Here is an 18,270-nt window from a genome sequence, read left to right on the forward strand (position 1 = left end):
TGCCATTGTCATCCACCACGGTGACAGCGAACTGCTCATTCAGTACGTTGGCGCCGTTGGCAGTCGGGTGCGCTTCGTTGTCGACCAGGGTGTAGCTGTAACTGACGACGCCGGTCGTGGCATTGAACCCGGTGATGGTCAGCGTACTGCCCAGCGGAGTCGTGACCGATTGCGGGAAGCCAGCGGCCACGCCGTTGGTGACCACGGCGATTCCGCCGACAGTCAGCGTGGTAACGCCATCCAAAGCAGTGATGGTAAACGTGCCGCTCTGGGTCAGCGCAGTGGCATCTGGCGCACTGCCGGTACTGAGGTTTTTCTCGAATACCGTCAGCTCGCTACCTTCGACGTTCAACCCGTTGATGATCACCGGATCGTCGTTGTTGTGAATCTGCAGCACGAGGTTCGCGGTGCTGGTATCACCATCGGAGTCATGCAGGGTGTAGGTGAAGGTTTCGGTGCCATTGCCGCCACCATGCAACGCCTTGAAATCCGCGTCGCTGGTGTTCAGCGTGTAGGTGTAGGTGCCGTTGGCATTCAGCACCAGCGTGCCATAGGTCCCGGTGAACGTACCGGCGACCACCGGGCCACTGTTGGGGCCGGCAGGAATGCGGTCGGCGCCTTGCACGTCGTTGGTCAGGACGCTGCCGGTCAGGGTCAGCAGGGTTTCCGAAGCCGTGCTCGCATTGCTGTCATCGACGGCTTTGGGCACGTCATCGGTGATGTTGACGTCCAGCGAGCCGGTCGCCGTGTCGCCGTTGCTGTCGCCCGCAATCACCGTGAAATGTTCGCTGAGGCTGTTGGCACCGTCGCCCGCAGGATGGGCGTCGTTTCCGTTGAGGGTGTAGCTGTAGCTGACCGTGCCGTTCGCCGGGTTGTAACCGGTGATGGTCAGGGTGTTGCCCAGTTGCGTGGTGATCGATTGCGGGAAACCGACAGGGACACCGCCGACGATCACGCTAATGCCGCCGATGCTCAGGCTCGTCAGACCATCGGGCGCCGAGATGCTGAAGCTGCCGGCCTGGGTCAGCGCGCCGGGATTGGCGGCGGAGCCATCCGGCAGATTGGCTTCGTTGAGCGTCAGTTCGCCCCCGAGCACATCGAGGCCTGTGAGGGTCACAAGGTTGTTGACCGGTGGCGGGATGACCGGCGCCGGCGTGTTGTCGCCGTTGTCGATGACCGCGTTGTGGCGTTCTTCCGGAAACTCGGGAATGCCACCGAAACCGGCCGTGGGGAAACCGATGACCGGATCGACCCGGCCACCCACTTCGGTCAGCAGCACAAAACTGTGGCCGCCACCCTTGCCGCCATTGGTATCACCAGGGGCATCGGGGCCTGCGGCGGTGGCTTCAGCGGATTTGGTCGGGTCCTCACCGGCGGCAATGGCTTTCTGGATCTGGGCCACGTCGGTGAGTTGGGCATCGCTCGGGGTCAGCGCTTCCGGGGCATCCACATGGGGTGCGTGGTTGGCCAGCAATTGTCCGGTCAGGGTCAGGCTGCTGTCCCGGCCCAGGGTCAGTTCCTGGCCGTTTTGCAGATGGACGGCAACCGCCCCCTCCGCCCCGGTGATCAATTGATCCCCGGCAAACAGCCGATCGCCTTCCACCAATGGGCGCCGACTTCCGTCTGCCGATTGAGCGAAAACCTGACCAATGACTTTGGTGACGATCCCGATGAGCGTTGCCATGTGCATTTCCTCCGCTGCCGACCACCGTCGGCACTGGTTCGCGAAGCAGCCCATGGCTCAAGCGGGTTGTCGGGGCGACGCTCGCACCTCGACAGTTCGTTTCGCAGGTTGTGCACATTCAGAAACTCCAGCGCCCTCAGGCACTTGGAATCCCTGATCGATGCAGCACGCCCACTAGCGCTACGTAACGGTGGTGAATCACCCGAGTGACAAAAAACTGTCACTCATTGACCGCTACGCGTCCCTCCCCTTTAGCAGTACTTCGCCCGTATGTCGCAAAGTGAATGGAACTTTCCTCAAGCCTTCATGCACTCCCTAAAGCGCATAAAACAAAGGCTTTCGAATGGAACAATGTGCCGGATTCGGCGAAGCGCATAAGTTTTTTTTGGCATAAGCCATATGAAAAATTTTTCTTAGCTACGCTTCAGGATGTTCTTAGCTCTGTTGTAACAGCGATGAGACGCTAAACACTAAAAATATCGTCAATAAATTGGCGACAGCGAAATACCATCAGGACTCAGGGAGATGCACCCATGCGCGTTCTAACCCCCCTCTGCAGTGCGGTTTTGCTGGCCATGGCTTGCACATCCCAAGCTCAGGCCATGAACCTCACCGAAGCCATTCAGAGCACCATCGCGACCCACCCGGAACTGGCGTCGCGGGTTGACGCCAAACTGTCGGCCGACGAACAGGTAAAAGTCGCCAAGGGTGGCTTCTATCCGTCGGTGGATCTGAACGCTGCTTATGGGCGCGGCTACAGCGACAACACCAACACCCGGGCCCTCGGCAACCACCACACCGCAATCCTCAACTACACCCAGTCCGAGCTGCGTCTGCGGCAGATGCTGTTCGACGGTTTCAACACCGCCAACGAAGTCGAGCGCACCAAGGGCGTGTCCAATTCGCGCGCGTATTACGCGCAAGGTACCGCCCAGGACCTGGCCCTGCGTACCATCGAGGTTTACCTCGAAGTGCTCAAGCGCCGCGAACTGGTAACCCTGGCCAGGAACAATCTGCAGGCGCACCTGCGGGTCAATGACCAGATCGGCCTGCGCACCCAGCGCGGCATCGGCAGCACTGCCGACTCCGACCAGTCGGTGGCCCGTAAGGCGTTGGCGCAGAACAACCTCGACACCGCCGAGGTCGATCTGGCGGACGCCGAATCGAATTTCTACGCCGTGGTCGGGCGCATGCCCGATGAACTGGAAGCACCGGCCTCGACCCGTGGTGAATTGCCCGCCAGCCTGCCCGAAGCCCAGCAGAGCATGGTCGAGAACAACCCGTATCTGAAATCCGCCCAGGCCGACGTGCAATCGGCCGAGAGCCAGTACGAAGTCGCCAAGTCGCCGTTCTACCCGCGTTTCGATGCCGAAGCGGCGGTCGGCGCCAACAACAACGTGCAGGGTGACGAGGGCCACGACAACGAATGGCGGGTCGGCGTGGTGATGAATTACAACCTGTTCCGCGGGGGCAGCGACAAGGCGCGCCTGGCCTCCGACGCGCACCAGATCAACCAGGCCATGGACATCCGCAACAACGCCCTGCGCCAGCTCAACGAAAACATTCACCTGGCCTGGAACGCCATGGTCAACGCCAAGAAACAGACCCCGACCGCCCGCGAATACGCCGAGACCACCAAGCGCGTGCGCGCGGCCTATCAGGATCAGTTCGGCCTCGGCCAACGCACCCTGCTTGACCTGCTCGACAGTGAAAACGAGCTGTACAACGCCAACCGCCGCTACACCGAAATCCGCTACACCGAGGAGTTTTCGATGTACCGCGTACTGGCGAACATGGGTCAGTTGCTGAGCAAACAACGGGTGGTACTGCCCGCCGATGCGATTGCCGCTACCGAGGTGAAGAACGAGGCGCGCTTGCCTGAACTGAAGTAGTCCCGATGATGTAGCCAGGGAGCGATCAATATGACCAGCATGGAACCCGGAACATCCGGGATCGATCCGCGGCTGAGCTTCGATGACCCGTTACTCGACGGTCTGTTGATCCTCTGCAAACTCCATGGCGCGACGGTCAGTCGCGCCAGCCTGAGTGCCGGGCTGCCCCTGGACAAACAACGCCTGAGCCTGGACCTGCTGCCCCGCGCCGCCGCCCGGGCCGGGTTGCAGGCGCGCTTGCTGCGCCGGGAACTCAAAGACATTTCACCGCTGAACCTGCCGGTGCTGTTGCTGCTGGGCAACGGGCGCACGGCGGTGCTGCGGCGTTTTGCCGATGATGGCAAGGCGCTGATCCTGCCCAGTGAGGCCGACGGCGGCGAGCAGTGGGTCAGCCGCGAAGAACTCGCTGAACACTATACGGGGCAGGCCCTGTTCGCCCGGCCACGGCATGAACTGGAAGACCTGCGTTCACCGCTGGTGCCACGGGTGCAGGCGTGGTTTCGCGATACCCTGAAGCTGTCGAAATGGCTGTACAGCGACGCGATCCTCGCCAGTTTCCTGATCAACCTGCTGGGCCTGATGGTGCCGCTGTTCGTGATGCAGACCTACGACCGGGTGGTGCCGAACCAGGCCACGTCTACCCTGTGGGTGCTGGCCATCGGGTTGCTGATCGGTACCGGTTTCGAACTGGTGCTGCGGGTGGTGCGTGCGCACCTGCTGGACACCGCCGGCAAGAAAACCGACGTGATCCTTTCCGCGACTTTATTCGAGCGCATCACCGGCATGGCGATGAAGGCCCGGCCGGCGACCATCGGCGGATTTGCCCAGAGCATTCACGATTTTCAGGGGCTGCGGGAATTTCTCACCGCCGTCACCCTGACCAGCCTGATCGACCTGCCCTTCGTGGTGTTGATGCTGGTGGTGATCGGCCTGCTCGGTGGCTGGCTGGTGGTGATTCCGCTGCTGGCGTTTCCGATCACGATCGTGTTCGCGATGATCATTCAGGTTCGCCTGCGCGACACCGTGCAAAAAAGCCTGAGCCTCGGCGCCGAGCGTCAGGCATTGCTGATCGAAACCCTCGGCGGTCTGGAAACCCTCAAGGCCTGCAGCGCCGAAAGCGAGCGCCAGCACAAATGGGAGAGCACCCACGGCGCCCTCACCCGCCTCGACAGCCACGCCCGTAATCTCTCGGCGCTGGCCACCAACGGCACGTTGTTCATCCAGCAGTTCTCGGGGATGGCGACCATCGTCGCCGGGGTCTACAGCATCATCGCCGGCAACCTCAGCGTCGGCGCACTGGTTGCCAGTTACATGCTCGGCAGCCGCGTGCTCGCGCCACTGGGCCAGATCGCCGGGCTGATCACCCGCTACCAGCAAGCGCAACTGACCATGAAAAGCACCGACGCGCTGATGGCCCTGCCCCAGGAGCGCGACGGCAAACAGCGGCCGCTGGAGCGCACACAATTGCAAGGTGCGCTGGACGCCAATGCGGTGACTTTCCACTACAACGGCCAGAATGCACCGGCCCTGAGCAACGTCAGTTTCAGCGTCAGACCGGGCGAGCGGATCGGCATCATTGGCCGCAGCGGTTCCGGCAAAAGCACCCTCGCAAGGCTGGTGATGGGGTTCTACGAACCGGAAGAAGGCCAACTGCTGCTCGACGGCCTCGACCTGCGGCAACTGGATGTCGCCGACCTGCGCCAGCAGATCGGTTATGTCGCCCACGACCTGCCGCTGCTGGCCGGCAGCCTGCGCGACAACCTGACCCTTGGCGCCCGCTACATCAGCGATTCGCGCATGCTTGAAGTGGCCGAACTGACCGGCGTCACCGAGCTTGCACGGCAGCACCCGCAAGGCTTCGACCGGCCGGTGGGCGAGCGCGGGCAATTGCTCTCCGGCGGGCAACGCCAGGCAGTCCTGCTGGCGCGAGCGCTGTTGCTCGACCCGCCGATCATGCTGCTCGACGAACCCACCAGCGCCATGGACAACAGCAGCGAAGACGTCCTGCGCCAGAAGCTGCACGGCTGGGTGCAGGGCAAAACCTTGCTGCTGGTCACCCACCGCACCTCGATGCTGAGCCTGGTGGACCGGTTGCTGGTGCTGGACAACGGCCGGATCGTCGCCGACGGTCCGAAAGAAGCAGTCATCGATGCACTGCGCAAGGGCCGGGTCGGCTCGGCGGCGGTCTAGGAGTTGCCCATGTCTGCTTCCTCCTCTCCAAAACAGCGCGGTTATTTCGACAGTTTCGGCAAAAGCGCCGAGGCTGAATTCATGCCGGAAACCGCCGGCGCCTCATTGCAGGATTCGCCGCGCTGGTCGCGCATTACCGTGTGGCTGGCCGCGGCGCTGCTGATCAGTGCGCTGGTCTGGGCCAAGTTCGCCGTGCTCCAGGAAGTGACAATGGGCGAAGGCAAGGCGATTCCGTCGAGCAAGGTTCAGGTGATCCAGAACCTCGAGGGTGGGATCGTCACCGAGATCTTCGTGCGTGAAGGGCAGATGGTCAGCAAGGGCGACACCTTGCTGCGGCTGGATGACACGCGGTTTCTGTCGAACAAGGGAGAGAGCGAGGCCGATCGTTATGCCCTGACCGCGCAGGTCGAACGCTTGTCCGCCGAAGCCGAGGGCCGGCCGTTCAAGCTCTCTGACGAGGTGATTGCCAAGGCTCCGCAAGTGGCCGAGGACGAGCGCTCGCTGTACGAGCAGCGGCAACGGCGGCTGGCCAGCGAGCAACGCACCCTCAGCGAACAACTGCGGCAGAAGGCGCAGGAGCTGGCCGAGTTTCGGTCGAAACAGGGGCAATACAGTTCGAGCCTGGCGCTGCTGCAACAGGAAATGAACATGTCGGAACCGCTGGTGAAAACCGGTGCGGTTTCGCCCGTGGAGATCCTCCGTCTACGTCGTAGCGCAGTGGAAATTCGGGGCTCGTTGAATGCCACGACGCTCGCCATTCCCCGGGCCGAATCGGCGATCAACGAGATCAAAAGCAAGATCGACGAATCGGAGCAGACCTTCCGTTCCGAGGCGGCCAAGGAGCTCAACGAGAAACGCACCGACCTGTCGAAAATCACCGCCTCGAGCATCGCCATCGACGACCGTGTCAGCCGCACCACCGTGACCTCGCCGGTGCGTGGGGTGATCAAGCAGATGAAGGTCAACACCATCGGCGGCGTGGTCCAGCCGGGCAGCGACATGGTGGAAATCGTGCCGCTGGAAGACAACCTGCTGATCGAAGCCAAAGTCCGGCCGCAGGACGTGGCGTTCCTGCATCCGGGCCAGAAAGCCATGGTCAAGTTCAGCGCCTACGACTACACGATCTACGGCGGGCTGAGTGCCAAACTTGAACTGATCGGTGCCGACACCATCACCGACGACAAGGGCAACAGCTTCTACCTGATCCAGGTGCGCACCGATAAAAATCACTTGGGCGGGGATGTGAAACCGCTGCTGATCATTCCGGGGATGGTGGCGACGGTGGACATCATTACCGGGGAGAAAAGCGTGCTGGATTACCTGCTCAAACCGGTGTTGAAGGCGCGGACCGAGGCGATGCGCGAGCGCTAGTGATGATCCGGAATTTGGGGTGAATCATCTGGCCTCTTCGCGGGCAAGCCCGCTCCCACATTTGAAATGCGTTCCCTGTGGGAGCGGGCTTGCTCGCGAAGAGGCCAGCTCAGACAACGACTATCTGTCGCCATGATTACGCTGAAAAACCTCTTCCCCCATCGCTGCAATCTGCCCTTCGATCAACGCCTCGAACGGCTTGAGCAACGGCTCGAACGACGTCGGTGCTTCCAGCGTCTGCAACGCCTGAACAATCGCCTCGACGGTCGACAACGCCCCCGGCCCCGGTGCCTTGCGCAACCGATACCGGGAAACCCCGCCCTGCGCCAGCGTCACCCGGGGCAACGCCGCCAGCAGCGGATTCAGATGCAACATCTTGCGCGCCTTGCGCCACGTGCCATCGGGCACCACCAGCAGTAACGGCTCATCCGATGCGGTGTAAGCCTGCATCGGCTGTGCATCGTCCGCCGGAAACAGCAACCGCGCCCGATAGCCTGGCCGACTCAACAGCGCGGGCAGTTCCTCGAACACTTCGCCGACGATCAGTTCGGCATTTTTCAAACCGAGCGCCGCCAGTCGTGCCGTGTTGAGCGCGTGATTGACCTCGCTCGGGTGCTGCAACAGCAACACTCGGGTGCGGCTGTCGAGGCTCGGGATCAACGGGCACAGGCAATGGGTTTGTGGGCGCAGGCAGCGCGGGCATTGGGGTCTGGACATGTTCTTATGCCTGATTGAGCTGCGCTTTGAGCAGGTCGCGGAAGGTCTGGATCAGCGGCTCGCGGCTGCGGCCACGGCGCATGATCATCGAAAACGGCGCCTGATAACCGAAGGTCGCCGGCAGCAAAACCCGCAAATCGCCCTTGTCGGCCCAGGCCTGGGCGTAGTGCTCCGGCAGGTAACCGATGTAGGCGCCGGACAGCACCAGAATCAGCTGCGCCTCCATACTTTCCACGGTTGCGGCGCTGTGTTTGAAACCGTGGCGCGCCAGTTCCGCCTGGCTCCAGTAGCCACGACCGACCATGCGTTGCTGGGTAATGACCTGCTCGGGAATCCGCCGCTCGTTGAACAACGGGTGACGGTTGCTGCAATACAGCCAGTGCTGCTCGCGGTACAGCGGCATGTACACCAGACCGCTCATGCGTGTGGAAAACGCGCCGATGGCCAGATCGAGGCGGTTGTCCTGCACGCCGAGTTGCAGTTCGTAAGGGCTCATCACCGACAGATGCAAATGCACTGCCGGGTGTTCCTGACTGTAGGCGCCAATGGCTTCGGCGAATGGCAAGGCCTTGTCGCTGACCGTCGAGTCGATCACCCCGAGGTTGAGCGTGCCGCGCAATTCGCCCTTGAGCGCGGCGGCGTATTGCTCGAAACCTTCGAGTTCGGCCAGCAGGCGCAGGGTTTCCTGATGGAACAGCTCGCCCTTGCTGGTCAGGCTGAAACCGCCGCGCCCGCGATGACACAGCACCAGACCCAACGCGGTTTCGAGCTGACTCATGTAGGTGCTGATCGCCGAGGTCGACAGGTTGAGTTCCTGCTGCGCGTTGGCAAACCCCTGATGACGCACGACGCTGACGAAGATGCGCAACAGTTTCAGGTCGGGTAAAGCGTTGGCCATATCTACTCCGGGGCTGGGAACTGTGTCGTCTGTTGGAACCACCCCTCACCCCAGCCCTCTCCCCAAGGGGGAGAGGGGGAAAGGGAGCCGATCTCCATGGCCTTCAAATTCTGCGTCTGTCCCAGATTCTATTAAATTCAACTCGATATTTCAGGTCGATGAAGCTCCTGAGAACAACTCTATCGGCTCCCTCTCCCTCCGGGAGAGGGCTGGGGTGAGGGCGGCGATGTTCAGCCGATCACAAACCCCAAGGCGCACAAAGTCTATCTCTACCCACATCATTAGTTTAGAAAATTCTGAACTAAGTATTTGCCCGTAGCGATTCTTCCGCCTCACTACATTTCGCAGAATCGGCCCACAGCGGTGCCCGTGACCTTGCGAATGCGGCGCGCCGACATAAATAAAACAAAGACGATGAGGCCCTACCCGTGGACAAGATTCTTCACCAACCACTGGGCGGCAACGAAATGCCGCGCTTCGGCGGCATCGCCACCATGCTCCGACTCCCCCATGTACCGACCGCTGCCGGCCTGGACGCCGCCTTCGTTGGCGTGCCGCTGGACATCGGTACTTCGCTGCGCCCCGGCACCCGCTTCGGGCCGCGCGACATCCGCACCGAATCGGTGATGATCCGCCCGTACAACATGGCCACCGGCGCTGCGCCGTTCGACTCGCTGTCGGTTGCCGACATCGGTGACGTGGCGATCAACACCTTCAACCTGCTCGACGCCGTGCGCATCATCGAAGAAGCCTACGACAACATCCTCGAGCACAACGTCATCCCGATGACCCTGGGTGGCGACCACACCATCACCCTGCCGATCCTGCGTGCGATCCACAAAAAGCACGGCAAGGTCGGTCTGGTGCACATCGACGCCCACGCTGACGTCAACGATCACATGTTCGGCGAGAAGATCGCCCACGGCACGACCTTCCGTCGCGCCGTCGAGGAAGGTCTTCTGGACTGCGACCGCGTGGTGCAGATTGGTCTGCGGGCGCAGGGCTACACCGCTGACGACTTCAACTGGAGCCGCGATCAGGGCTTTCGCGTTGTTCAAGCCGAAGAGTGCTGGCACAAGTCGCTGGCACCGCTGATGGCCGAAGTGCGCGAGAAAGTCGGTGGCGGCCCGGTGTACCTGAGCTTTGACATCGACGGCATCGACCCGGCCTGGGCGCCTGGCACCGGTACCCCGGAAATCGGTGGTCTGACGACCATTCAGGCAATTGAAATCGTTCGCGGCTGCCAAGGCCTCGACCTGATCGGCTGCGATCTGGTAGAAGTCTCGCCCGCTTATGACACCACCGGCAACACCTCGCTGCTGGCCGCCAACCTGCTGTACGAAATGCTCTGCGTACTGCCGGGTGTGGTCCACCGCTGAGGGTCGGGTCATGAACGAACGTGATCAGGTTCTGAAAGCGGCCGCCGATCTGGTGTCCGCCTTCGCCCGCAACGATCGCGAAGCCTACTTCGGCGCGTTCAGCGCCGATGCCAGCTTCGTGTTCTACACCCTCGAACAGCCCCTGCTGTCGCGCGATGCCTATCAGGCGTTGTGGGACAGCTGGCGCGCCGAGGATGGCTTCGAGGTGCTGTCCTGCACCTCGAGCAACGCCTTCGTCAGCCTGCAGGGTGACGTGGCGATTTTCATCCATGACGTGGCCACCGAGCTGCGCATGCAAGGGGAGCAACACTTCAGCCAGGAGCGCGAGACGATTGTTTTCAGGAAACAAGCGTCGAGCCTAGAACAACAAGGCCATTGGCTGGCCTGCCACGAACATTTGTCCGCAATGCCGGAAGGGCTGCCACCCCCTTAGCCAAACAGGTGACGCCTCACGCACGATGAGCGCGCCTTTATGATCGGAGCAGATCATGAATAACAACAACAAAGACCAAAGCCTTACGCAGATTGAAACCCACGGGGTCGAACAGATCCCGGACAACGAACGCACCGCCGGTCCCGTGGACTTGTTCCGCATGATCTTTGGCGGCGCGAATACCTTTGCCACCGCCGTGCTCGGCAGTTTCCCGGTGCTGTTCGGCCTGTCCTTTCAGGCGGGCGTCTGGGCGATTGTCGCGGGTGTGCTGCTTGGCTCGCTGATCCTCGCACCGATGGGCCTGTTCGGCCCGCTCAACGGCACCAACAATGCCGTGTCGTCCGGTGCGCACTTCGGCGTGCACGGGCGGATCGTCGGTTCGTTCCTGTCGTTGCTGACCGCCATCGCCTTCTTCTCGCTCTCGGTGTGGAGTTCGGGAGATGCGCTGATCGGTGGTGCCAAACGCCTGATCGGCCTGCCGGAAACCGACCTGACCCTGGGCCTGGCCTACGGTCTGTTCGCGATTCTCGTCCTGACCGTGTGCATCTACGGCTTCCGCTTCCTGCTGTGGGTAAACAAAGTTGCCGTGTGGAGCGCGAGCCTGCTGTTTCTGCTGGGCATCTTCGCCTTCGCCGGTCCTTTCGATTCGCACTACGCCGGCACCGTCAGCCTCGGCCAGCCGGGTTTCTGGGCCGCGTTCATCGGCGCTGCTCTGGTAGCGATGAGCAACCCGATTTCCTTCGGCGCGTTCCTCGGCGACTGGGCCCGCTACATCCCGCGTGAAACTTCGCGCAAGCGGATCATGGCGGCGGTGATTCTGTCGCAGATTGCTACGTTCATCCCGTTCCTGTTCGGCCTGACCACCGCGACCATCGTGGCGATTCAGGCACCGGACTACATTGCGGCCAACAACTACGTCGGCGGTCTGCTGGCGGTGTCGCCGAGCTGGTTCTTCCTGCCGGTGTGCCTGATTGCGGTGATCGGCGGCATGTCCACCGGCACCACGTCGCTGTATGGCACAGGGCTGGACATGTCGAGCGTGTTCCCGCGTCTGCTGTCGCGAGTGAAGGCGACGCTGCTGATTGGCGTGCTGTCGATTGCCTTCATCTTCATCGGGCGCTTTGCGGCGAACCTGGTGCAGAGCGTGTCGACCTTCGCCGTGCTGATCATCACCTGCACCACCCCGTGGATGGTGATCATGATCATCGGCCTGGTGGTGCGTCGCGGCTTCTACTGCCCGGACGACCTGCAAGTGTTCACGCGTGGTGAGCAAGGCGGACGCTACTGGTTCAGCCACGGCTGGAACTGGCGCGGCCTGGGTGCCTGGATCCCGAGCGCGGCGGTCGGCCTGTGCTTCGTCAACCTGCCGGGGCAGTTCGTGGGTCCGCTGGGTGAACTGGCCGGCGGCATCGACATCAGCCTGCTGGTGACCCTCGGCCTGGCCTCGGTGATGTACTTGATGTTGCTGAGCCTGTTCCCGGAACCGGCGCTGGTCTACGGCCCGAAGGATCCACGGAGCAAAGGCGCGCATGCGCCGGCTGAAGCGGCGCTGCGCCAGGCTGCCTGATTAACCCTGTGGGAGCGGGCTTGCCCGCGAATGCGATCTGTCAGTCATATCACTTTTGAATGTGCCGACGCCTTCGCGAGCAAGCCCGCTCCCACAAGGGCAGCCTCATAGAACCAATTTTGTTTCACCATAAAAAAGACAATCGGAGACACGCCATCATGGCTTTGGATTTATTCGTCGTCCTCATCTACGCGGCCGGCATGCTGTTGCTCGGCTATTTCGGCATGCGCAAAGCCAAGACCAACGAGGACTTTCTCGTCGCCGGACGTAACCTCGGCCCGAGCCTGTACATGGGCACCATGGCGGCGACCGTTCTGGGTGGCGCGTCTACCGTCGGCACCGTGCGTCTGGGCTACGTGCACGGCATTTCCGGCTTCTGGCTGTGCGCGGCACTGGGTTGCGGCATCGTGGCGCTGAACCTGTTCCTGGCCAAGCCGCTGCTGAAACTGAAGATCTACACCGTTACCCAGGTCCTGGAAAAACGCTACAACCCGATGGCCCGCTCGGCGAGCGCGGCGATCATGCTGGCCTATGCGCTGATGATCGGCGTGACCTCGATCCTCGCCATCGGCACCGTGCTGCAAGTGCTGTTCGGCCTGCCGTTCTGGGTCTCGGTACTGCTCGGCGGTGGCGTCGTGGTGGTCTACTCGGCCATCGGCGGCATGTGGTCGCTGACCCTGACCGACATCGTCCAGTTCATCATCAAGACCGTCGGCCTGATGTTCATCCTGTTGCCGATCTGCCTGTACCGCGTCGGCGGCTGGGACGAACTGGTGCTGAAGCTGCCGGCTGCGGCATTCAACTTCACCACCATCGGCTGGGACACGATCATCACCTACTTCATGATCTACTTCTTCGGCATCCTGATCGGTCAGGACATCTGGCAACGGGTGTTCACCGTCAAGAACGAAAAAGTGGCTCAGTACGCCGGTAGCTTCGCGGGCATCTACTGCATCCTTTACGGTCTGGCCTGTGCCCTGATCGGCATGGCGGCGCACGTACTGATTCCGGATCTGGACAACGTCAACAACGCCTTCGCCGCGATCGTCAAACTGTCGCTCCCGGATGGCATCCGGGGTCTGGTGATCGCCGCAGCCCTGGCCGCCATGATGTCCACCGCCAGCGCCGGTCTGCTCGCCGCTGCCACCACCCTGACCGAAGACCTGCTGCCGAAACTGCGGGGTGGCAAGCAATCGAGCCTGGGTGTGAACCGTCTGTTCACCCTCCTGACCGGTGTCGTGGTGCTGGGTATCGCGCTGGTGGTCAATGACGTGATCAGCGCCCTGACCCTCGCTTACAACCTGCTGGTGGGCGGCATGCTGATACCGCTGATCGGCGCGATCTTCTGGAAGCGCGCGACCACCGCCGGCGCCATCGCCAGCATGGGCCTGGGCTTCGCCACCGCCTTGCTGTTCATGGTCAAGGACGGTCTGGATGCCAACACGCCGATCTACTACAGCCTGGCTGTGGGGCTGGTGAGTTTTGTGGTGGTCAGCCTGTTTTCCCGTCGCCCGGCGACCGTGGCGAGCGCGATCTAAGCTGAAGCCGTAGCAACAACTTTCTTCGGCGGGTGTGGCGTCGGTTGCCACACCCGTTTTTTTCGTCTCAAGGAAAGTGCTTATGAAGATTGTTTCTCGCGATCAGTGGTTCGAAGTGCAAAACCTGAGCGATGGAATTCGCCTGATTCACGAGCCGTACATCCGCCCCTTCTACCGCTGCAACCTGTGGCATGTTCAGGGGCGTGACAAGGATTTGCTGCTCGACAGCGGTTCCGGGCTGGTCAGCCTGCGCGAGCAACTGCCTTGGCTGACCGAACGGCCGCTGGTGGCGGTGGCCAGTCATTGCCATTTCGATCATATCGCCGGGCATCACGAGTTCGCCGAACGGCTGGTACATCCCGCCGAGGCGGACATTCTGGCAGCACCGGATGGCGAGAATGACTTGAGCCGGGCCTTCGTCGGCGACGACATGTTCGAGGCGCACCCGGATTGCCCGTTGTGCTACGCCGAATACCGGGTCAAGGCGGCGCCGGCCACGGGTTTTGTCGAGGACGGCGATGTGCTGGACCTGGGCAACCGCACGCTGCAGGTGCTGCACACGCCGGGGCATTCGCCGGGCGGGATCAGCCTCTACGAAGTGGCCAGCGAAACCTTGTTCAGCGGCGACATCATCTACGACGGGCCGCTGATTGAAGACGCCTACCACTCGAATCTCGAGGACTACGCCGCCAGCCTGCGACGCTTGCAGGCGTTGCCGATCCGTACCGTGCATGGCGGGCATTTCGGCAGTTTCTCAGGAGCGCATTTACGTTCGATGATTGACGAATGGTTGCGCCGACACGCCTGAGGCCTGCTGTACTCCAGTCAGACCTACCCAAAAAAGATCTGCCATGAGAAGAGCTGCCGTGCGTGCCGCCGTCCACAGGTTCATCAAGCGTCTGCTGGAAAACCAAGACTTCAATGACCGCACCAGCCTGGCGGAGTTGGGTCTGGAGAAGGCAGATATCGAAGACCTGATCTTCCATCTGGAAGACGAATTCGGACTGACGGCATTCACCGCCGAAGAAGATTACATGCTCAAGAACGCGAAAACCGCGAACGACTTGAGCCGCTTTCTGATCGAGATCGGGCGACACTGAAAAGCAAAAGATCGCAGTCTTCGTCAGCGCCTGCACGGTTTCATGCAGGCGTTGACGAAGGCTGCGATCTCTTTAACTTCAAATCGTTGTTATTCAGATCGGGGCATTAGCGCCGACGCTGCTGACGCCGACGCTGTTCGTCGTCAGTGCGAATCGGGACCGGTTGCAGAGGCGGTTCGATCAAGCCGAGGGCAACACCCAAATCGTGCAGCCAGTTTTGAATTTTCTCTTTCATCGTCATGCCCCCTTCAGGGTGGTGCTGAGCGTCCGGAATTCTGAGGCCGCTTCGCACTGATAATAGTCCGAAGTCCTACGCAATGCTCGGCGAAATCCGCAATGATCTGTTACTGAATTGATCCAAATCCCTGACCGTTCGTTCAAGCCGTTTCCCGCACGTCCTCGCCAACCACGGGATAGAGCGCCTGCTGCTGTTCAATCCAGGCATTGAGATTGGCGCCGACCATCCCCCGACGCCACATGAGCCAGGTTGTCGCACTGGCAAAAGGCTCGGCCAGCGAGTGCACCGCGACACTTTCACGCCCCGGCAGGCTGGCGAGCATCGACTCCGACATCAGTGCCACCCCGCTGCCGGCAATCACACAGGCGAGCATGCCCTGATAGGACTCGATCTCCATCGCCCGGCCCATCGCCGCGTGATAGTGAGCGAACCACGACTCCAGCCGCGCCCGGTAGGCGCAACCATGACGAAAGGTAAACACCGCCCGCCCCTCGACATCCTTGGCACTGCGCACCGGTGGGTGATCCGGCTCGCTGATCAGCACCAGCCGCTCATTGCACAGCGGCACGCCGTCGAACCCGGCCAGCTGCGGCGGGCCATCCACCAGTGCCGCGTCAAGCCGCCCGGTGAGCAAACCTTCCAGCAATTCGCCGCTGGGTCCGGACTGCACCTGAAGATTTACCGCCGGATACTGCTTGTGATACCGCGCCAGCAGCGCCGGTAAATGGATCGCCGCGGTGCTGTACAGGGTGCCGAGCACGAAATCCCCCGCCGGTTGCCCGCCCATCACCGCCGCACTGGCCTGATCGCGCAGGGCGAACAGTTTGCCGGTGTAGTCCAGCAGGACTTTTCCCGCAGGCGACAACTGCAAACGCTGACGCTCACGGACGAACAGTTCGACGCCCAGTTGCTCTTCGAGCTGTTTGAGCCGGGTCGACAGGTTCGACGGCACGCGGTGCAAACGTTCGGCGGCACGGGTGATCGAGCCCTCCTCCGCCACGGCCTGGAAGATTCGCAGCTGGCTGAACTCCACAAGCTTTCTCCTGAACAGAACAAGTTACTCACTATTATTCAATTTTAAAGAAAGTCAATCAGTCCTAGCCTGACGGTCATTGAACCTCCAACGGAATTCAGACCATGTCACCCCTGATTCGCTTATCCGCCTGTTTCATTGCCCTGATGATGGCCATGGGCATCGGGCGTTTCGCCCTCACCCCGCAACTGCCGCACCTGCTCAGTGAAGGCCAGATCGACCTGACGGCCGCCGGTCTGATTGCGGCGGCCAACTACCTCGGTTACCTGCTCGGGGCGCTGAATGCGATGTTTTCCCGGCGGCCGGATCAAGTGCAGCGGCGCCTGCACGGCGGCCTGTGGTTGTGTGTGCTGCTGACGCTGGCGTCGTTCTGGGCCAACGGTTTCTGGTCGCATCTGCTGCTGCGTTTCGGCACCGGTGTGGCGAGCGCCTGGGTGCTGGTGATGATTACGGCACTGAGTCAGCCACTGGCTGCGGCGGCCGGTCATCCACGGTTGGGGGCGTTGGTGTTTGCCGGGCCGGGGCTGGGGATTTTTCTGACCGGGTTGCTGGCGCTGTTCTCACATCTGGCGCAGCAAACTTCCGCCACTTTGTGGCTGATCTATGCCGCCGTGGCGCTGGTGATGTTGCTGGGGATCGTGCGGATTCTGCCGCAACCGGGCATCGGTGTGCCGGCCGCACCGACTGCCGCAAGTTCGTCGGATCGTGGAATTGGGCGTCTGGCGGTGGTGTATGCCTTGTACGGCGTGGGCTACATCATTCCGGCCACGTTTCTGTCGCAAATGGCCAACGCGCAGTTTCACGGGCAATGGCAGGCCGATCTGTTCTGGCCGTGCTTCGGCCTCGGCGCCTCGATCGGGGTGTTGCTGGTGAGTCTGCGTCGGCACGATCCGGACACCACCCGGCACTGGTTGATGGCGACGCTATGGTTGCAGGCTGCCGGGGTGTTTGCCTGCCTGTTGGGCAGCGGCCTCGGTCTGGCTTTGGGCGTGATCCTGTGCGGCACGCCGTTCCTGGCCTGCATGCAACTGGTGATGCAACGCTCCCGGGAACTGGCGCCCCACGCCACCCAGCGTAACGCCGGCCTGCTGACTGCGTGCTTCGCCGTCGGCCAGCTCAGCGGGCCGTTGCTGGCGGCGGTCAGCAGTCATTTCAGCGGCGGTCTGCAACCGGCGTTGGTGATCGCCGGCAGCGGCTTGCTGATCGCCGGCGGGCTGGCGTGCAAATCGGTTACGGCTGACCGAGTGCCTTGCGCAAACGCCGACGCACCCACTGTTCCGCGCTGACGAAGGTGATGCCGAGCAACACCAGCACGGCGCCGATGATGAAGTTCAGGCTCAACTCTTCGCCGAGCAACACCACGCCGAACGTGACGCCGAACAACGGCGTCATGAAGGAAAACACGGCGAGGTTGGCCGCCAGATAACGGCGCAGCAGCCAGAACCAGGTCAGGTAACTGAAGAACGACACCACCAGCCCCTGGAACAGCACGCTGCCCACGGCCACGGCGGTCAGGCTGACGTGGGTGATCTGGCCGCTGAGCAGTGCGATCAACAGTAGGCCGACGAAACCGACGATCAGCTGATAAAACAGAGTCAGCGTCACCGGCGCTTCCGACAGGCGCGAGGCGCGCACCACTACGGTGGTCGCCCCCCAACTGGCGCCGGCCAGCACGCCGAGGGCATCGCCCAGCAGCATGCGGTGATCGAGGTTGTCCCACGACACGCCGCCGGCAAACGCCACGGCAATCCCGACGAATGCCATGAGGATCCCCAGCCATTGCACCGGCCGCAGACGCTCGCTGGGCAACAGAAAATGCACGCCCAGCGCAGTGAAGATCGGCGCGGTATAGAGGAACACCGACATGTGCGCTGCAGTGGTCATCTGCAAGCCTTCGGAGATGAAGAAGAACTCCAGCCCGAACCAGGCACCGGCCAGTAAACCGCCGCGCCAGGTCGTGCCGACCTGATCCCAGCCGCCCTTCCAGCAAATCAGCAAGCCCACGAGCAACGCGGAAATCCCCGACCGCCCCGCCGCCTGCATCACCGGCGCAATGTCGGTCGCCGCCCACTTGATCATCACCTGCTGCACGCCCCAGATCAGGCACAGGCCGATCATCACTTGCAGGGCAAAGCCGTCGGCACTGCGCCGACTGACGCTCACCGCAGCACCTCGAATACACACCACATGGCAGTTTTTCCAAAGATCAAAACAAAGCCCCGGCTCTTCG

16 protein-coding genes are annotated in these 18,270 nt (G+C 62.0%); 10 read left to right on the forward strand and 6 right to left on the reverse strand.

What is annotated here, in order from left to right; genetic code table 11:
- Positions 1-1,684 (reverse strand): retention module-containing protein (locus J5M72_RS29020; RefSeq protein WP_243433449.1); only part of this gene is annotated, 1,684 nt, incomplete at its 3' end.
- A gap of 533 nt (positions 1,685-2,217) precedes the next feature.
- On the opposite strand from J5M72_RS29020, the gene J5M72_RS22670 reads away from it, so the two are divergent.
- From J5M72_RS22670 to J5M72_RS22680, 3 genes are read left to right on the forward strand one after another with little or no spacing between them, the layout of a single operon-like run.
- Positions 2,218-3,576: a TolC family outer membrane protein gene (locus J5M72_RS22670; protein ID WP_169429335.1), complete on the forward strand. Its 1,359-nt coding sequence runs from the start codon at positions 2,218-2,220 to the stop codon at positions 3,574-3,576.
- A gap of 30 nt (positions 3,577-3,606) precedes the next feature.
- A complete protein-coding gene (locus J5M72_RS22675) occupies positions 3,607-5,766 on the forward strand; it encodes a type I secretion system permease/ATPase (RefSeq protein WP_207867155.1) in 2,160 nt (719 codons plus the stop codon).
- Positions 5,767-5,775: 9 nt separating this feature from the next.
- Entirely contained in the window at positions 5,776-7,137 is a 1,362-nt protein-coding gene (locus tag J5M72_RS22680) for an HlyD family type I secretion periplasmic adaptor subunit (protein WP_207867156.1), read from the forward strand.
- A 120-nt stretch (positions 7,138-7,257) separates the two neighbouring features.
- Here J5M72_RS22680 and J5M72_RS22685 read toward each other — a convergent pair whose 3' ends face one another.
- The gene (locus tag J5M72_RS22685) at positions 7,258-7,854 is read right to left on the reverse strand and encodes a DTW domain-containing protein (RefSeq protein WP_207867157.1); all 597 of its coding nucleotides are present in this window, start codon (positions 7,852-7,854) and stop codon (positions 7,258-7,260) included.
- 4 nt (positions 7,855-7,858) lie between these two features.
- The gene (locus tag J5M72_RS22690; protein ID WP_169429331.1) at positions 7,859-8,752 is read right to left on the reverse strand and encodes a LysR family transcriptional regulator; all 894 of its coding nucleotides are present in this window, start codon (positions 8,750-8,752) and stop codon (positions 7,859-7,861) included.
- A gap of 428 nt (positions 8,753-9,180) precedes the next feature.
- Here J5M72_RS22690 and speB point away from each other — a divergent pair, with 428 nt between their 5' ends.
- The 6 genes from speB (at position 9,181) to J5M72_RS22720 (ending at position 14,769) form a co-directional block, all read left to right on the forward strand.
- Positions 9,181-10,131, forward strand: coding sequence for an agmatinase (gene speB, locus J5M72_RS22695; protein ID WP_003222717.1), 951 nt, complete (start codon positions 9,181-9,183; stop codon positions 10,129-10,131).
- Positions 10,132-10,141: 10 nt separating this feature from the next.
- On the forward strand, positions 10,142-10,564 hold the full coding sequence (locus tag J5M72_RS22700; RefSeq protein ID WP_085683062.1) for a nuclear transport factor 2 family protein: 423 nt from the start codon (positions 10,142-10,144) through the stop codon (positions 10,562-10,564).
- A gap of 55 nt (positions 10,565-10,619) precedes the next feature.
- The gene (locus J5M72_RS22705; protein WP_207867158.1) at positions 10,620-12,131 is read left to right on the forward strand and encodes a cytosine permease; all 1,512 of its coding nucleotides are present in this window, start codon (positions 10,620-10,622) and stop codon (positions 12,129-12,131) included.
- Between the two features lie 158 nt (positions 12,132-12,289).
- Positions 12,290-13,669, forward strand: coding sequence for a sodium:solute symporter (locus J5M72_RS22710; protein WP_169429328.1), 1,380 nt, complete (start codon positions 12,290-12,292; stop codon positions 13,667-13,669).
- An 82-nt stretch (positions 13,670-13,751) separates the two neighbouring features.
- Complete coding sequence (locus J5M72_RS22715) at positions 13,752-14,477, forward strand: MBL fold metallo-hydrolase (RefSeq protein ID WP_207867159.1); 726 nt, start codon at positions 13,752-13,754, stop codon at positions 14,475-14,477.
- A 43-nt stretch (positions 14,478-14,520) separates the two neighbouring features.
- The gene (locus tag J5M72_RS22720) at positions 14,521-14,769 is read left to right on the forward strand and encodes an acyl carrier protein (protein WP_207867160.1); all 249 of its coding nucleotides are present in this window, start codon (positions 14,521-14,523) and stop codon (positions 14,767-14,769) included.
- A 106-nt stretch (positions 14,770-14,875) separates the two neighbouring features.
- Here the strand turns inward: J5M72_RS22720 and J5M72_RS29190 are convergent, their stop codons facing one another.
- Positions 14,876-15,004, reverse strand: coding sequence for a PA1414 family protein (locus J5M72_RS29190; RefSeq protein ID WP_007914492.1), 129 nt, complete (start codon positions 15,002-15,004; stop codon positions 14,876-14,878).
- 142 nt (positions 15,005-15,146) lie between these two features.
- Positions 15,147-16,040 carry a LysR family transcriptional regulator gene (locus tag J5M72_RS22725; RefSeq protein WP_207867161.1) on the reverse strand — a complete coding sequence of 298 codons (894 nt, stop codon included), beginning with the start codon at positions 16,038-16,040 and terminating at the stop codon, positions 15,147-15,149.
- Positions 16,041-16,144: 104 nt separating this feature from the next.
- Here J5M72_RS22725 and J5M72_RS22730 point away from each other — a divergent pair, with 104 nt between their 5' ends.
- Entirely contained in the window at positions 16,145-17,326 is a 1,182-nt protein-coding gene (locus tag J5M72_RS22730; RefSeq protein ID WP_207867162.1) for an MFS transporter, read from the forward strand.
- Here the strand turns inward: J5M72_RS22730 and J5M72_RS22735 are convergent.
- On the reverse strand, positions 17,271-18,203 hold the full coding sequence (locus tag J5M72_RS22735) for a DMT family transporter (protein ID WP_207867163.1): 933 nt from the start codon (positions 18,201-18,203) through the stop codon (positions 17,271-17,273). The genes J5M72_RS22730 and J5M72_RS22735 overlap by 56 nt on opposite strands.
- Between the last annotated feature and the right edge of the window lie 67 nt (positions 18,204-18,270).

This window comes from Pseudomonas sp. 58(2021), assembly GCF_017491585.1.
Taxonomy (GTDB): Bacteria; Pseudomonadota; Gammaproteobacteria; order Pseudomonadales; family Pseudomonadaceae; genus Aquipseudomonas; species Aquipseudomonas fluorescens_BT.